This is a genomic window from Asanoa siamensis, assembly GCF_016862555.1.
Taxonomy (GTDB): domain Bacteria; phylum Actinomycetota; class Actinomycetes; order Mycobacteriales; family Micromonosporaceae; genus Asanoa; species Asanoa siamensis.
Window position 1 is genome coordinate 1 of record NZ_BONE01000080.1, and the last position, 15,145, is coordinate 15,145.

Below are 15,145 nucleotides of genomic sequence, written 5' to 3' on the forward strand. Positions count from 1 at the left end.
TTAGCCCTCATTGTGTGTCCTTCCCCCGTGTGATCCCGGCCCGGACGGCCGGGCTGCGATGGCGGACCGTAGCGCAGTTCGCGCGCAGGGTGACAGGGCGTTGACCGGATTCCGACTCCGGACAACCTCGCGTGGACATGGATGAGCATCGTTGCGTGTGTCGCCGGTCGTCCGTAGCATGACGCTTACGGTCGTCGATGAAACGTTTCACGAGGGCCGCGCCCCGATCCGCCCGTCCCCGGATCGTCAGGAGGAACCGTCATGTCAGCCACGACCCCGCGCCGCCTCGCCGGCGCGGCCACCACCCTCGCGTGCGTCGCGGCCCTGCTGGTCGCCGGCGCCACGCCCGCGCACGCCGCGCCGGTCAACCTGGCCGGCGCCAACTGGATCTGGTATCCCGACGGCGATGCCGCCACCAGCGTGCCCGCCGCGACCCGCTACCTGCGCCGGACGTTCACCGCACCGTCCGGTGTGGTCAGTGAGGCCCAGCTCGTGGTGACCGGCGACGACAGCGTCGACGTGTGGCTCAACGGCGTGCCGCTGGCCAGCTCCGCCCAGGTCGTCGACTCCTGGCGGCAGGCGCTCCACGTCGACCTGGCCTCGGCCGTGCGGCCCGGTGCCAACACGCTCGCGATCGCCGCCCGCAACACCGCCGCCGGCCCGGCCGGCGTGCTCGGCCGGCTGCGCGTCGTCGCCGCGGGCGGCACCGTCGAGCTTGTCACCGACTCCGCCTGGAAGGCGGCCACCAGCGTCGGTCCGGAGTGGACGGACCCGGCGACCAGCGACGCGGCCTGGCCCGCCGCCCGGGTCACCGCGGGCTACGGCACCGGGCCGTGGGGGAGCGGCGTCACCGGACCGGACGTGGCCGCGGGCTCGCCGCTGGCCGTCACCGCGCCGACCACCGAGCGCCGGGTCACGCCACTGGGCATCGACGCCGCGCGGCCCCGGTTCGGCTGGAAGGCCACCGCGCCCGCGGGCAGCGAACTGCTCCAGGGCGCGTACCAGGTGGTCGTGTCGAGCACCGAGGCCGGCACCGGCGACGTCTGGGACAGCGGCCGGGTCGTGTCGGGCCGCTCGGTCGACGCCGTCTACGGCGGGCCGGCGCTGGCCTCACGCACCCGCTACTGGTGGCGGGCGCGGGTCTGGGACACCCAGGGCCGGCTCGGCGCGTGGGGTCCGACGAGCTGGTTCGAGACCGGCCAGTACGACCCGGCCAACGGCTGGCAGGCGGCGTTCGTCGGGTCCAGCGCGGCGGTGCCGGCGCTCACCGGCGCCTCCTGGATCTGGTATCCGGAGGGCGATCCGGGGGCCAGCGCACCGATCGGCACTCGCTACCTGCGCCGCGTGTTCACCGTGCCCGCCGGCGTCACCCGGGCGACGCTGACCGTCACCGGCGACGACACCGCCGACGTGTGGGTCAACGGCACCCAGGTGAGCACGTCGCCGCGGGCGTACGAGTCGTGGAAGAGCGCTGCGGTCGTCGACGTGACCGCGCGGCTGGTCGCGGGCAGCAACACGATCGCGATCGCGACGGAGAACACCACGGTCTCGCCGGCCGGACTGATCGCGGCGCTGGACGTGACGGCGGGCGCCACCACGCGGCTCGTCACCGACGCCTCGTGGAAGGCCGGCCAGAGCGGGCCTTCGGGGTGGCAGAACGCCGGGTTCAACGACTCGGCCTGGCCGGCGGCGCGGGGCATCGCGGCCTACGGTGCCGGACCGTGGGGGAGCCAGGTGTCCGTGGTGCGCGGCGCGCCGTACCTGCGGAAGGGTTTCACGGTCTCCAAGCCCGTCGCCTCTGCCCGGCTGATGGTCACGGCGCTCGGCCTGCACGAGACCCGGATCAACGGCGCGAAGGTCGGTGTGGAGGCGCTGGCTCCAGGATGGACGGACTACAACCGGCGGGTGCAGTACCGGATTCTCGACGTCACCTCGGCGGTGCGGCAGGGTGACAACGCGATCGGGGCCTATCTCGGCAACGGTTGGTACTCGGGGTCGCTCGGCATGGGCGGCAACCAGCGCTACGGGACGCAGCCGTGGTACTCGGCCGATCTGGTGGTGCGGCACACCGACGGCACGACCACCGTGGTGCGCACCGACGCCTCCTGGAAGACCGCGCCGAGCCCGATCCGGTTCGACGACATCTTCCACGGCGAGGAGTACGACGCCCGGGGCGTGCGGGCCGGTTGGGACCAGCCGGGCTACGACGACTCCGGCTGGGCCGCCGTCTCGGTGCGGGGCGGGGCCAAGCCCAACCTGGTCTCCGCGGTGGATCCCGGGGTGGCCGTGCAGGCGACGGTGCCGGCGGTCGCGGTGACGCAGCCTCGGCCGGGCGTGTTCGTCGTCGACCTCGGGCAGAACTTCGCGGGCTGGAACCGGCTGCGGGTGCGCGGGCCGGCCGGCACGACGGTGACGATGCGGCACGCCGAGGTGCTCAACCCGGACGGCACGCCGTACTTCGCGAACCTGCGGGCCGCCCGGGCGACCGACCGGTTCACGCTCGCCGGGACCGGGGCCGACGAGGTGTTCGAGCCGCGGTTCACGGTGCACGGCTACCGCTACGTGGAGTTGACCGGCTTCCCCGGCACGCCCACGCTGTCGACCGTGACCGGGCTGGCGGCGTGGACCAACGGTGCCGCGACCGGCACGTTCAGCACCTCCCACGCGCTGGTCAACCAACTGCAGCGCAACATCCTGTGGGGCCAGCGGTCCAACATGCTGACGATCCCCACCGACTGCCCGCAGCGCGACGAGCGGCTCGGTTGGACCGGCGACATCGCCGCGTTCGTCGGCACGTCGACGTTCAACATGGACGTGCACGGGCTGCTCGACAAGTTCACCGACGACCTGACCGACGCCCAGCGCGCCGACGGCGCGTTCACCGACGTGGCGCCGGCCGTGTGCTGCGGTGCGGGGACGGCCGGGTGGGGCGACGCGGGCGTGATCGTGCCGTACACGCTCTGGCAGCGCTACGGCGACCTGCGGATCGTCGACGAGAACTTCACGGCGATGCGGCGGTGGGTCGACTTCTCCCGGGCCACGTCGGGCGCGGACCTGATCCGGAACCAGTGGACGTACGGGGACTGGCTCAACGTCAACGACAACACGGCGCAGGACCTGATCTCGACCGCCTACTTCGGCTACACGGCGCGGCTGGTGTCGCGGATGGCCGCGGCGACCGGGCGGACCGCCGAGGCGGCCTCCTACGGCGCGCTGGCCGACCAGGTCGCGGCGGCGTTCACGAGTCGCTTCGTCGCGGCGGACGGGACGGTCTCCGGCAACACCCAGACCGGGTACGTGCTGGCGCTCTCGTTCGGGCTCGTGCCGGCGAGCCGGGTGCAGGCGGTGGCGGACAAGCTGGCGGCCAAGGTGGCGTCGCGGTCCGGGCACCTGTCGGTCGGGTTCCTGGGCGTCGAGAACCTGCTGCCGGTGCTCGCGGAGAACGGGCACCTGGCGACGGCGTACCAGGTGCTGCTGCAGCCGGACTATCCCGGCTGGGGCTACATGGGCGCGCGCGGCGGCACGACGATCTGGGAGCGCTGGGACGGGATCCGGACCGACGGGTCATTCCAGGACCCGGGGATGAACTCGTTCAACCACTATGGACTGGGGTCGGTCGGTGACTTCCTCTACCGCACCGTCGGTGGGGTCGGGCCGGACCCGCGGGATCCGGGCTACCACCGCCTGGTGATCGCGCCGCGGCCCGGTGGCGGGCTCACCTCGGGGCGGTCGGACCTCGCGACGCCGTACGGGCGGGCGCTGTCGGACTGGTCCGTGGCGGGCGGGGTGCTGACGCTGCGGGTCGAGGTGCCGGCGAACACGACCGCGACCGTACGGGTGCCGGTGGCGTCCGCATCGGTCGCGGTGGGTGCGCCGGCGCAGGCGGTTGCCATGGGGTACGCGGCCGGCGCCGCCGTGTTCCACCTGGCCGCCGGGTCGTACACCTTTACCGCTCCTGCCTGACGCCACATTTACCACTTGCGTTTCCTCGCGCGAGGCGTACTGTATCGATTTAGAGAAGTTCTGGATCGATACAGTACGGGAGGTGGACGCGGTGCGGCCCACACTGCAGACCGTCGCCGACGCCGTCGGGGTGTCCCGCAGCACGGTGTCCAACGCCTACAGCCGGCCTGACCAGCTGTCCGGCGACCTCCGCGACCGGATCCTGTCCGCGGCGGCCGACCTCGGCTACGCGGGCCCCGACCCGACGGCCCGGTCGCTGCGCAAGCGCCGGGCCGGCGCGATCGGCATGCTGTTCACCGCCAGCCTGTCGTTCGCGTTCACCGATCCCTACGCGGTGCAATATCTGCGCGGCCTCGCCGAGGCGGCCGAGCAGGCGCGCACGGGCCTGCTGCTGCTGCCCTTGTCCGACGAGGACGAGTCGGCGGCGGTGGCGGCGGTCAACGACGCGGTGGTCGACGGCTTCTGCGTCTACTGCATGCCCGACTGGCACCCGGCCCTCGACGCCATCGCCGCGCGCGGCCTGCCGGTGGTCAGCGGGCAGCGCCGGGCGGGCGACGGCCCACTGTCGGCGTTCGTCGGCATCGACGAGGCGGCCGCCACCCGCGCGGCCGGCGCCCACCTGATGGCGCTGGGCCACCGGCGGGTGGCGGTGATCGGCGACTACCTGAGCGTGGCACCGATGATCGGCCCGACGACGCTGGCCTCGCCGGCGGACGTGGCCTACTACGGCAGCCGCGAGCGCCTGCGCGGCTACCAGGAGGCGTTCGCCGCGGGCGGCGTCGACTGGTCGACCGTCACGACGGTCAACGTGCCGGGCAACTGCCGCCGCGACGGGGCGGCGGCCGCGGCGCACCTGCTCGACCGCGCACCGCGGCCCACGGCGATCGCGGCGCTCAGCGACATCGTGGCGCTCGGCGTGCTGGACGCGCTGCGGGCCCGGGGCCTGCGGCCCGGCCGCGACGTCTCCGTCGTCGGCTTCGACGACATCCCGGAGGCGGAGGCCGAGGGCCTGACGACGGTCCACCAACCGGCCGCGGACCGCGGCCGCCGCTCCGGCGAACTCCTGCTGAACCCACCCACCGACCCGGCCGACCGCACGGTCGTGCTCCCCACCCACCTCGTCGTCCGCGCGACGACGGGCCCGGCACAGTCCTGAAGGGATGGTCACCATGCTCGACCCGACGGCCTTCGTCACGGCCTTGACCAGCACCGAAGCCCACGTCAACTCAGCCCGCCCGAACGCACCGGTCGTCCCGCACCGCGAACGCGTCCAGGGCCGGGGCGACCCTCTCCGCCGCGCCACGGCCCTGCTGCTGCGCCGCCTGGCGAACCGGGTCGAGCCGAGCCGCCCCCGGCCGTGCACAACAGCGGCGGCCTGACCGCCCCTCCCGAGCGACCGCGCCCGCACTCCCCGATTTCGGGTGGTGCGGGCGCGCCGCCCCCGCCGGCGGCATCGCGCTGGTCTGGATCGGTTCAGAGTGGGCGGGACTCCGGCGTGCTGTCGGGCGCCCCGCGTTGGGCCGTGACGACCGGCTCGCGGTCCTGCTCCGGCGCGTCGGGCTCCTCGTCGTCGAGCATCGTCGTCTCGTCGAAGGGGTCCTCGCCGCGCAGCACGCGGTGGGCGCGGTCCTTGTCCAACTCGCCCGCCCACTGGCCGACCAGGAACGTCGCGACCGCGTTGCCCGCGAAGTTGGTCAGCGCGCGGGCCTCCGACATGAAGCGGTCGATGCCCACGATCAACCCCACGCCCTCCACCAGGTCCGGGCGGTGCGACTGGAGGCCGCCGGCCAGCGTCGCCAGGCCCGCGCCCGTCACCCCCGCCGCGCCCTTGGAGGCAATGATCATGAAGAGCAGCAGGCCGATCTGCTCGCCCACCGCCAGCGGCTTGTTGAGGGCGTCCGCGATGAAGATGGAGGCCATCGTCAGGTAGATGGCCGTACCGTCCAGATTGAACGAGTAGCCCGTCGGCACCGTGATGCCGACAACCGGGCGCGACACCCCGACATGCTCCATCTTCGCGATCAGCCGCGGCAGCGCCGATTCCGACGACGAGGTCGACAGGATCAGCAGGAATTCCCGTCCGAGGTACCGCAGCACCGTGAAGATGTTGAGACCGGTCACCAGCTTCAACAGCAGGCCCAGCACGACGAACACGAAGATCGCGCACGTCAGGTAGAAGCCCAGCATGATCTGCAGCAGCCCGGCCAGCGCCTTCCAGCCCGTCTCGCCGACCACCGCGGCGATGGCGCCGAACGCGCCGATCGGGGCCACCCACATGATCATCGCGAGGACCCGGAAGACGAGCTTCTGCAGGTAGCCGACCGCCCGCAGGATCGGCTGGCCCGTCGCGCCCATCGCCTGGATCGCGAAGCCGACCAGCAGCGCCACCAGCAGCGTCTGCAGCACCTGCGAGCTCGTCAGCGCCGAGAACAGCGTCGTGGGAATGATCCCGAGCAGGAAGTCGACGGTGCCCTCGGACTCGGACGTGTCGGGCGCCTCGCCGCCGGCCAGGTCGAGGCCGCTGCCGGGGTGCAGGATGTTGCCGACCACCAGGCCGATCGCCAGCGCCACGGTGGACATCGCCAGGAAGTAGCCCAGTGCCAGGCCGCCGACCTTGCCCACCTTGGCGGCCTGCCGCACCGAGCCGATGCCGAGCACGATCGTGCAGAAGATGATCGGGCTGATCATCATCTTGATCAGGTTGACGAAGCCCTCGCCCAGCGGCTTGAGCGACTCGCCGACCCCCGGCGCGACCAGCCCGACGAGGATGCCGGCCAGGACGGCCACGATCACGGCCAGATAGAGGTACGAGGTCCGGTCCCGCCGGGGGCGCTCGGGCGTTGAGGCGATCGACATGTGTGCACTCATGCCCACATGTGACCGCGCTCACACCCCCAGGTCAGTCGCGACCGGCTTCCTCGGCGCGCTTGCGCTCCGCGCGGGACTCGGCCAGGTCCAGCGCCAACACGCCCGCCAGGATCAGCAGGTCGTTCTGGCCAGGGACGACGTCGACCGCGTACGTGTCGCGGATCGTGAACCACTTCTTCGACACGGTCGCGACCCGTTGGCCGCCCAGCTCGACCTCGTACTCGTGATCGAGCAGGTCGCCCTTCATCTCGAGGTCGTCGGGCCCCGGCACGTCGATCGTGTACTTGTCGCGGAACGGCGTGAACAGCTTCTTGCGCATCTCGGCCGCCTCTTCACCGCCGATGCTGATCGCATAGGTCGGCCGCAGCGCGATCAGCTTGCGGTGGACCGCCGCCACCTCGCGGCCCGACGGGTCCTCGATGACCAGCTTGTCGCGCAGCGACAGCACCTTGCCGTCGACGTGGAACACCTTGTTGCCGGCGTCGTCGGTGATGTCGAAGTCGTCGCCGATGTCGAGGAACTTCTCGCGAATGAGGTACATGACCCCATCCTCGCGCATCAGTCGCCGGCCAGCAGGTCCTCGAACGAGGTGCGCAGGGCGAACGGGTCCAGCGGTACGGCGGGGTCACGGCGGGCGACCTCCGCGGCCAGTTCCGCCGCCGCGCGCCGGACGCGCCGGTCGAGACGCTCCACCGCCTCGTCGCCGCCCCAGTCCTCGGACGCCGCGAACACACCGGTCGGGATGACGACCGAGCGGGTGTACGCGAACAGCGGCCGCAGCGCGTGGTCCAGCGCGAGCGAGTGCCGCGCGGTGCCGCCGGTCGCGCCGATCAGCACCGGCTTGCCGGCCAGCGAGCCGTCCGGCAGCAGGTCGACGAACGACTTGAACAGGCCGCTGTACGACGCGGTGAAGATCGGCGAGACCGCGACCAGCCCGTCGGCCGCCGTGACGGTCTCGACCACCTTGCCGAACGCCGTCGACGGGAAGCCCGTCAGCAGGTTGTCGACGATGTCGTGGGCGTGGTGCCGGAGCTCGATCACCTCGATCTTCGGGGTGACGCCGAGCCGCGTCAGCTCCTCGCCGGTCGCGGCCGCCAGCTTGTCAGCCAGCAGCCGCGACGACGAGGGTTGGCGCAACCCGCCGGAGACCACCGCGATGGTCCGCTCACTCATGCGACGACCTCGGCCTCCGCGGCGGCCGCGGCCGCGACCAGCGACGCGTGGGTCGGCGCGTCCGGCACGTCCGCGGGGCGGTTCTTCGCGAACTCCTCGCGCAGCACCGGCACGACCTCCTCGCCGAGGATGTCGAGCTGCTCCAGCACCACCTTGAGCGGCAGGCCCGCGTGGTCCATCAGGAACAGCTGGCGCTGGTAGTCGCCGACGTAGTCGCGGAAGCCGAGCGTACGGTCGATGACCTGCTGCGGGCTGCCGACGGTCAGCGGTGTCTCGCGGGTGAAGTCCTCCATCGACGGGCCGTGCCCGTACACGGGCGCGTTGTCGAAGTAGGGCCGGAACTCCCGTACCGCGTCCTGGCTGTTCTTCCGCATGAACACCTGACCGCCGAGGCCGACGATGGCCTGCTCCGGCGTGCCGTGGCCGTAGTGCGCGTAACGCTCGCGGTAGAGCCCGATCATCCGCTGGGTGTGCTCCTTGGGCCAGAAGATGTGGTTCGCGAAGAAGCCGTCACCGTAGTAGGCGGCCTGCTCGGCGATCTCCGGGCTGCGGATGGAGCCGTGCCAGACGAACGGGGGCACGCCGTCCAGCGGTCGCGGCGTCGCGGTGAACGACTGCAGCGGGGTGCGGAACCGGCCCTTCCAGTCGACCACGTCCTCGCGCCAGAGCTGGTGCAGCAGCGCGTAGTTCTCGATGGCCAGCGGGATGCCGTTACGGATGTCCTGCCCGAACCAGGGGTAGACCGGCCCGGTGTTGCCGCGACCCATCATCAGGTCGACCCGGCCGTCGGCCAGGTGCTGCAGCATCGCGTAGTCCTCGGCGATCTTCACCGGGTCGTTGGTGGTGATCAGCGTGGTGGCGGTGGAGAGCAGGAGCCTCTCCGTCTTCGCGGCGATGTAGCCGAGCATCGTGGTCGGGGACGACGGGACGAACGGCGGGTTGTGGTGCTCACCCGTCGCGAAGACGTCCAGGCCGACCTCCTCCGCCTTCTGCGCGATGGTCACCATCGCCTTGATGCGGTCGTTCTCACTGGGGGTCGTGCCGTTGGTCGGGTCCGGCGTCACGTCGCCGACGGTGAAGATCCCGAACTGCATATCGAACACCTCACTTCGCGGTCGCCACCGTCAACTTATTTGACGCCGCAACTATTCCGCCCGGGGAGCTTAACGGAGAGGACCGTCACCTTCGTCGTCCGGACCGTCGACCACGTGGATCGCGGCTTCCTCCGCGCTGGCACCACCGGCATCGATCCCGGCATCCCACGCTACCGAGTCGGCCTCGACGTCCTCGCCGAATCCCTGGTCGTCCTCGACCAGCCGGCCCGCGCGGGGGTCCTGCTCGTAGCCGCGGCGGCTGATCTCGTCCTCGTCGTCCGTGACCTGGGCGTACGGGTCGGCATCGGGCTCTTCCTGGGCCAGCAGCTGATCCAACGACTCGCCCTGACGCTCCTCGGCCGCCGTGGTGCCGAAGCGGTTGGCGCCGCTCCACCGGTCGGCCGGCGCGATGCCCACGTCCAGCGGGTCGGACACCAGGTCGTCGTCCAGCGTGTCGGAGGCGTCGAGCACCCCGTCGTCCTCGAGGACCTCGAATTCCGGATCTTGGCTCATGTTCCCCTCACATAACTCGGTCGGGTGCAAGCCTAGGACCCGCGCTGTCGGCGCCCGCTCCGGTGCGCGGCGTCGGCTAGCCTGCCCCAGTGATTCGAGCGATACGTCCGCTTTTGCGAGTAACACGAGCAGTACCCGGATTGGTGTGGTTGATCCTTGTGCTGCACGTGGCGGTCGCGCTCGGTCAGACCGCGATCTTCCCGAACTTCCGCTCGCCGGACGAGCGGCAGCACGTCGACCTGATCGTCGCGGTCGAGCAGGGCCGCGCCTGGCCGTGGCCGGATCCCGGCACCCTCGCGACCTCCGCCGGGAGCGGCGCGGGCGGCTTCACCCGGTCGCAGCGGATCAACGGGCCGTTGCACCTGGCCGACCAGGACGTGCCGGCGCGCGCGGATCGCCCCTCGTTCGACGCGGCCGGTGGCGTGGCGCCCGCCGAGAAGGTGCCGGCCAACCAGCTCATCCAGCACCCGCCGCTGTACTACGCGCTCGGCGCCGCCGCGCTCGCGCTGGTGCCGGGCTGGGAGCGGATCCCGTTCGACCTCACCTACCTGGCGCTGCGCTGGTGGAACGTGCTCTTCGCGGCCGCGCTGCCGCTGCTGCTGTGGGCGGTGGCGCGGCGGCTGCGGGTGCCGGAGCCGTTGCCGGTGGCCGCGGCGCTGGTGCCGGTCGCGATCCCGGAGCTCACCCACACCGAGTCGGCGGTCAACAACGACAACCTGCTGGTGCTGCTGTTCGCGGTGCTGACCCTGCTCGTGGTGCGGGTGCTGACGGGGGACACGTCGCGGCGCACGGCGGTGCTGATCGGCGGGGTCGGCTCGCTCGCGCTGCTCACCAAGGGTTTCGCGCTGCTGGTGCCCTTCTGGGTGGCTCTCGCGTACGCGGTGGTGGCGCTGCGGCGACGGGATCGCCGGCGTGCTGCCGCGGTGGGTCTCGGCGTCGCCTGGCTGGCCATGCTGCCCGGGCTGGCCTGGTGGATCCACAACCGCATCGTGTACGGGACGCTGCAGCCGCACGGCCGGTACACGGAGATGCCGGCGCTGGACGCCCGCTTCTCGTTCGCCGAGGGCGGCCTCGGCTGGCTGGCGCGGCTGCTGGAGCGGATGAACACGCTGTTCTTCGTGCACGACCAGACGGGCGCGCGCACGCACCACTGGCCGTGGAAGGTGGCGCTGCTGGCCGGCCTGCTGCTGGTCGTCGGGATCGTGCTGACGCTGGCGCTGCGCTCCCTGCCCCGGACCACGACGCTGGTGCTGCTGCTGCCCGCGGCCGGCCTGCTGGCCATCGTGGCGAAGGGCTCCTACGAACAGTTCGCGGCAAGCCACACCTACGCGGCGATGCAGGGCCGCTACCTGTACGGCGGCCTGATCGGCCTGGCGGTCGTGGCCCTGGCGGCGGCGTCCCGCCTCCCGGCCGCCTGGCGCCGCGCGATCCCGCTCGCACTCCTGCTCTTCGCCGCGGTGATCCAGTTGGTCTACGTGGCCTACACGGTGGACCTGTTCTGGACCCCGGCGGACGGCGACCGCACGGCGGTGCCCGGCGCCATCGCCTCCTGGTACGCCCTGCCACCCGTGGTGCTGATCCTCCTCCTGGCCACCGTCGTGGCGGCGTTCGCGGCAACGACCGCGGCGACGGTCCGCCTGGCCGCACGCCCGGCCGCGACCACGGGTGGCGCTGCGCAGCCGGACGCGGCCGCCCTCGAACCCCGCCCCGAACCGAACGATCCGGACCAACCCGGGACCTTCGAACCCGGCACCCTGCCCGCCTCCGACCGGGTCCCGGTCTAGCCCAACCGGCCCGTCGCGCGGTCGGCGCCCCGCGGCTCGAGGGCGACCATGTCGCCAGGCTTTGCTCTGCACCCATATACGCACCGCAGCTCAGAGGGGGTGGTGCGTATTTGGGTGCAGAGCAAAGCGACCGCAACACAGGCGCGGTTCTGCGGCCCGGGTCACCCGCTCCGCGTGCCGGGGCCAGCCGCTCTCTACGGGCGGGATCTTGGCAGTCGGATGCGCCTAGCGCGACAACAGCGTGCCTAGATCCACTTTGGCGCGCGGGGTGTGCGGTGACCGGGCGCGGACCTGGCAGCGCAGCGAAGCGGAGCGGTGTCTGGCGGGAGCGACGGTCGCAACCGTCGTGGACCCGAGCCAGGATCCGCCCTATGCCGTGATCGTCCTATGCGGTCGCGCGCTCCGCCGCGGTGACGGCGTTGCGGAACAGCATCGCCACGGTGGTCGGCCCCACCCCGCCCAGCCGTGGCGTGATCGCGCCGGCGACCGCCTCGCAGGATTCGTCGACGTCGGGCAGCAGGCGCCGGCCCTCGTAGCGGACGCCGCCGCCGATGACCGTCGAGCCTGGACGGACGTGTTCCGGCTGGATGATGCCCGGCACGCCCGCCGCCGCGACCAGGATCTCGGCGCGCTTCGTGTAGCGCGGCCAGTCCTGGACGCCCGTGTGGACCACCGTCACCGCCGCGTTCGCCGTCGGGCGTTTCTGGGCCAGCAGCATCGCCAGCGGGCGGCCCAGCGTCGCGCCGCGGCCCAGGATGACCACCTCGCGGCCCGCGACCGGGATGTCGTAGAACGCGAGCAGCGCCTCGATGCCGGCGGGCGTGCACGGCAGCGGGCCCGGCAGGCCCAGCGCGAGCCGGCCCATGTTGACCGGGTGCATGCCGTCGACGTCCTTGTCGGGGTCCATCACGGCCAGCGCCTTGTCGTAGTCGAGATGGCGCGGCACCGGGTGCTGCACCAGCAGGCCGTGCACGGCCGGGTCGGCGCTGAACTCCGCGACCACCCGCTCGAGCTCCTCCTGCGTGGTGTCGGCGCCCAGGTGCGCGTGCGGCGACACGAAGCCCAGGTCGGCCGCCTGCCGCTGCTTGATGCGGATGTAGCCGGCGCTCGCGTCGTCGTCACCCACCAGGATGGTCGCGAGCGCGGGTGTGACGCCCTTGTCCTTCAGGACGCGTACGCGGTCGGAGACGTCGGCCAGGATGCTCTCGGCGACCGGGCCGCCGGGCAGCAGACGTGCGGACATGAAAATCCCCCCTCGACCCGTGGCACCCAGGCGGTCGATGCCCACGGAGCGGGCTCCCCGATGGTCGTTGCCATCCTCGTTGCCGCCAGTCGCGTTCTCGCCTCAAGCATGCCAGAACCGGTTTCTAGGACACCCGATCGAGGGTGGCCCGGAGCACAGCCACGGCCGGTTCGATCTCGCTGTCGGCGAGGTTGCCGTAGCCCAGCACCAGCACAGGGGTGGGTGTGACCGGCGGCACGGCCCGGTAGTCGTCGAGCGCCATCAGGCTCAGCCCGGCCCGGGCCGCGGCGCGGACCACCGCCGGCGCGTCGACCCCGGACGGGAGGCGGAGCAGCACGTGCAGGCCGGCCGCGGTGCCGTCGACCGCGCCCTCGGGGACGGCCCGGGCCAGGGCGGCGAGGAGCAGGTCCCGGCGGGTACGGAAGCGGCGGCGGGCCGCCCGCAGGTGGGCGTCGTACCAGCCGCGGTCGACGAAGGTGGCCAGCGCGAGCTGGTCGAGCACCGGCGGGGCCGCTGTGACCGGGTCGGCGGCCGCGGCCAGCACCCCGGGGGCGACCAGCCAGCCGAGGCCCAGCGCGGGGGAGAGCGTCTTGCTGACCGACCCGAGCAGCGCCACCCGGCCGGGGTCCAGGCCCTGCATCGCCGCGATCGGGCGGCGGTCGTAGCGGAACTCGGCGTCGTAGTCGTCCTCCACCACGAAACCGTCGACCGCCCGGGCCCAGCGCAGCAGGGCGGCCCGCCGCGCCGGGGAGAGCACGGTGCCGCTGGGGAACTGGTGTGCCGCCCCGACCACCACCGCGCGGACCCCGTCCAGCCCGTCCACCCGCAGGCCCTCGGCGTCGACCGGGACCGGGCGCACCGCGACGCCCGCGCCCTCGACCGCCGCGCGCAGGCGGGGCCAGCCGGGCTCCTCGACGGCGACCGCGTCGACCCCGAGCCGGCGCAGCGCCCGTGCGATCCGGGCCACGCCGTCGGTGATCCCGGCGCAGATCGTCACCGTGTCCGGCGTGGCGACGGCGCCGCGGGAGCGCCGCAGATATTCGGCGATCGTCCGGCGTGCGGCGGGGTGGCCGCGCGGGTCGGGCAGGCCCAGGTCGGCGACCGAGACGGTGCGGGTGACGGCGCCGACCGCGTCCGCCCAGCGGCGGCGCGGGAAGGCCCGCACGTCGGGCAGGCCGGGTGCGAGGTCGTACCGGGCGGCCGGTGCGCGCGGTCGCGGTGGGCGGGTGCCGCGGGGCGGGTCGTCCGGCGTCCAGGCCACCCGGGTGGCCGAGCCGACGCGGGCGGCCAGGTAGCCCTCGGTGACGAGCTGGCCGTACGCCTCCGTGACCACCCAGCGCGAGCAGCCCAGCTCCTCCGCCAGGGCCCGGCTGGGCGGCACCGCGGCGCCGGTCGGCAGGCGGCCGTCCCGGATCGCGGCGCGCAGGGCCCGGGCCAGGCGCTGGTGCGCGGGGCCCGCGCCGGGGGCCAGGTCGAGCAGCGTCGCCCACGCCAGATTGGTCTGGAAATCCACCACGAGATTGGAGCGTACGGCCTGACCGATCGTCACTAGCGTCGATCCCATGATGGATCACCTCGTACTCGGCGCGATGATGTTCGGCACGACCACCGACGAGGAGCGCGCGTTCGCGATCCTCGACCGCTTCGTCGATGCCGGCGGCCGCTGGATCGACACCGCCAACTGCTACGCGTTCTGGGCCGACCCGAGCGGCTTCGGCGGCCAGAGCGAGGCCCTGCTCGGCCGCTGGCTGGCGAGCCGGCCGGGCGTCCGCGATCGGGTCGCGATCAGCACGAAGGTCGGCTGCGAGCCGCTGGAGGCGGGTCGCTTCCCGGAGACCGCGGAGGGGCTCGCGCCGCAGACGATCAAGAACGGGATCGAGGGCAGCCTGCGCCGGCTCGGCACCGACCGGGTCGAGATGTACTGGGCGCACAAGGACTTCCGGCGTACGGACGTCGACGAGACCGTGGCCGCGTTCGGTGAGCTCGTGGCGGCGGGCCTGGTGGACCGGCTGGGCTGCTCCAACTTCGCGGCCTGGCGGCTGGAGCGGTTCCGCCGGGCCGCCGCGGACGCCGGGGTGCCCGGCTTCACGGCGGTGCAGCAGCACCACACCTACCTGCACCCGCGACCGGACACCCGGCCGACGGTGGTGCACCGCTTCGGTTTCCTGAACGACGAGCTGGTCTCCTATGTGGAGAGCCACGACGATGTCGCGATCTGGTCCTACACGCCGTTGCTGTCCGGCGCCTACACGCGGGCCGACAAGCCGCTGGCGCCGGAGTACGCGCACCCGGGCACCACGCGCCGGCTGGCGGCCCTGGATGCGGTGGCGGCGGAGACCGGCGCGACCCGCAACCAGGTCGTGCTGGCCTGGCTGACCGGCGCCCGGCCCGCGGTGGCGCCGATCGTGGGCCCGAGCACGGTGGCCCAGCTCGACGAGGCGATCGAGGCGATGTCGCTGTCGTTGACGGCCGCGCAACGGTCCCTTCTGGACAGCGCGGCGTAGGGC

Annotated in this window: 12 protein-coding genes and 1 riboswitch; of the genes, 5 read left to right on the plus strand and 7 right to left on the minus strand. The window is 72.8% G+C overall.

Annotation, left to right across the window (positions count from 1 at the left end; genetic code table 11):
* Positions 1–261: 261 nt before the first annotated feature.
* The 3 genes from Asi02nite_RS33275 (at position 262) to Asi02nite_RS33285 (ending at position 5,342) form a co-directional block, all read left to right on the plus strand.
* Complete coding sequence (locus Asi02nite_RS33275) at positions 262–3,963, plus strand: family 78 glycoside hydrolase catalytic domain (RefSeq protein ID WP_203717986.1); 3,702 nt, start codon at positions 262–264, stop codon at positions 3,961–3,963.
* Positions 3,964–4,045: 82 nt separating this feature from the next.
* On the plus strand, positions 4,046–5,119 hold the full coding sequence (locus tag Asi02nite_RS33280; protein ID WP_239127370.1) for a LacI family DNA-binding transcriptional regulator: 1,074 nt from the start codon (positions 4,046–4,048) through the stop codon (positions 5,117–5,119).
* A gap of 13 nt (positions 5,120–5,132) precedes the next feature.
* A complete protein-coding gene (locus Asi02nite_RS33285) occupies positions 5,133–5,342 on the plus strand; it encodes a hypothetical protein (RefSeq protein ID WP_239127372.1) in 210 nt (69 codons plus the stop codon).
* Between the two features lie 94 nt (positions 5,343–5,436).
* Here the strand turns inward: Asi02nite_RS33285 and Asi02nite_RS33290 are convergent, their stop codons facing one another.
* The 5 genes from Asi02nite_RS33290 to Asi02nite_RS33310 all read right to left on the minus strand — a co-directional run bounded on the left by Asi02nite_RS33290 (position 5,437) and on the right by Asi02nite_RS33310 (position 9,611).
* A complete protein-coding gene (locus tag Asi02nite_RS33290) occupies positions 5,437–6,831 on the minus strand; it encodes a cation:dicarboxylate symporter family transporter (protein ID WP_239127374.1) in 1,395 nt (464 codons plus the stop codon).
* 31 nt (positions 6,832–6,862) lie between these two features.
* Positions 6,863–7,372, minus strand: coding sequence for an LURP-one-related/scramblase family protein (locus Asi02nite_RS33295; protein WP_203717988.1), 510 nt, complete (start codon positions 7,370–7,372; stop codon positions 6,863–6,865).
* A 17-nt stretch (positions 7,373–7,389) separates the two neighbouring features.
* On the minus strand, positions 7,390–8,004 hold the full coding sequence (locus tag Asi02nite_RS33300; protein ID WP_203717989.1) for a CE1759 family FMN reductase: 615 nt from the start codon (positions 8,002–8,004) through the stop codon (positions 7,390–7,392).
* Entirely contained in the window at positions 8,001–9,098 is a 1,098-nt protein-coding gene (locus Asi02nite_RS33305; protein WP_203717990.1) for an LLM class flavin-dependent oxidoreductase, read from the minus strand. The genes Asi02nite_RS33300 and Asi02nite_RS33305 overlap by 4 nt, the downstream gene beginning before the upstream one ends.
* Positions 9,099–9,167: 69 nt before the next feature.
* Positions 9,168–9,611, minus strand: coding sequence for a DUF5709 domain-containing protein (locus Asi02nite_RS33310; RefSeq protein ID WP_203717991.1), 444 nt, complete (start codon positions 9,609–9,611; stop codon positions 9,168–9,170).
* 143 nt (positions 9,612–9,754) lie between these two features.
* Between Asi02nite_RS33310 and Asi02nite_RS33315 the strand changes: the two genes are divergently transcribed.
* Positions 9,755–11,395, plus strand: a complete 1,641-nt coding sequence (locus Asi02nite_RS33315; protein WP_203717992.1) for a glycosyltransferase family 39 protein — start codon at positions 9,755–9,757, stop codon at positions 11,393–11,395.
* A 385-nt stretch (positions 11,396–11,780) separates the two neighbouring features.
* On the opposite strand, the gene Asi02nite_RS33320 is transcribed toward Asi02nite_RS33315, so the two are convergent.
* Complete coding sequence (locus Asi02nite_RS33320) at positions 11,781–12,638, minus strand: bifunctional 5,10-methylenetetrahydrofolate dehydrogenase/5,10-methenyltetrahydrofolate cyclohydrolase (RefSeq protein WP_203717993.1); 858 nt, start codon at positions 12,636–12,638, stop codon at positions 11,781–11,783.
* Positions 12,639–12,655: 17 nt separating this feature from the next.
* Positions 12,656–12,741: riboswitch (ZMP/ZTP riboswitch) on the minus strand.
* A 21-nt stretch (positions 12,742–12,762) separates the two neighbouring features.
* Complete coding sequence (pdxR, locus tag Asi02nite_RS33325; protein ID WP_203717994.1) at positions 12,763–14,202, minus strand: MocR-like pyridoxine biosynthesis transcription factor PdxR; 1,440 nt, start codon at positions 14,200–14,202, stop codon at positions 12,763–12,765.
* Here pdxR and Asi02nite_RS33330 point away from each other — a divergent pair.
* Positions 14,201–15,142: an aldo/keto reductase gene (locus tag Asi02nite_RS33330; RefSeq protein ID WP_203717995.1), complete on the plus strand. Its 942-nt coding sequence runs from the start codon at positions 14,201–14,203 to the stop codon at positions 15,140–15,142. The genes pdxR and Asi02nite_RS33330 overlap by 2 nt on opposite strands.
* Positions 15,143–15,145: the final 3 nt, after the last annotated feature.

What these genes read in the sequence shown, in the direction of transcription:
- Asi02nite_RS33275 (WP_203717986.1), top strand. Translation starts at nt 262, where the DNA reads ATGTCAGCCACGACCCCGCGCCGCCTCGCCGGCGCGGCCACCACCCTC.
- Asi02nite_RS33285 (WP_239127372.1), top strand. Translation starts at nt 5,133, where the DNA reads ATGCTCGACCCGACGGCCTTCGTCACGGCCTTGACCAGCACCGAAGCC.
- Asi02nite_RS33290 (WP_239127374.1), bottom strand. Translation starts at nt 6,831, where the DNA reads ATGAGTGCACACATGTCGATCGCCTCAACGCCCGAGCGCCCCCGGCGG.
- Asi02nite_RS33295 (WP_203717988.1), bottom strand. Translation starts at nt 7,372, where the DNA reads ATGTACCTCATTCGCGAGAAGTTCCTCGACATCGGCGACGACTTCGAC.
- Asi02nite_RS33300 (WP_203717989.1), bottom strand. Translation starts at nt 8,004, where the DNA reads ATGAGTGAGCGGACCATCGCGGTGGTCTCCGGCGGGTTGCGCCAACCC.
- Asi02nite_RS33305 (WP_203717990.1), bottom strand. Translation starts at nt 9,098, where the DNA reads ATGCAGTTCGGGATCTTCACCGTCGGCGACGTGACGCCGGACCCGACC.
- Asi02nite_RS33310 (WP_203717991.1), bottom strand. Translation starts at nt 9,611, where the DNA reads ATGAGCCAAGATCCGGAATTCGAGGTCCTCGAGGACGACGGGGTGCTC.
- Asi02nite_RS33320 (WP_203717993.1), bottom strand. Translation starts at nt 12,638, where the DNA reads ATGTCCGCACGTCTGCTGCCCGGCGGCCCGGTCGCCGAGAGCATCCTG.
- Asi02nite_RS33330 (WP_203717995.1), top strand. Translation starts at nt 14,201, where the DNA reads ATGATGGATCACCTCGTACTCGGCGCGATGATGTTCGGCACGACCACC.
- pdxR (WP_203717994.1), bottom strand. Translation starts at nt 14,202, where the DNA reads ATGGGATCGACGCTAGTGACGATCGGTCAGGCCGTACGCTCCAATCTC.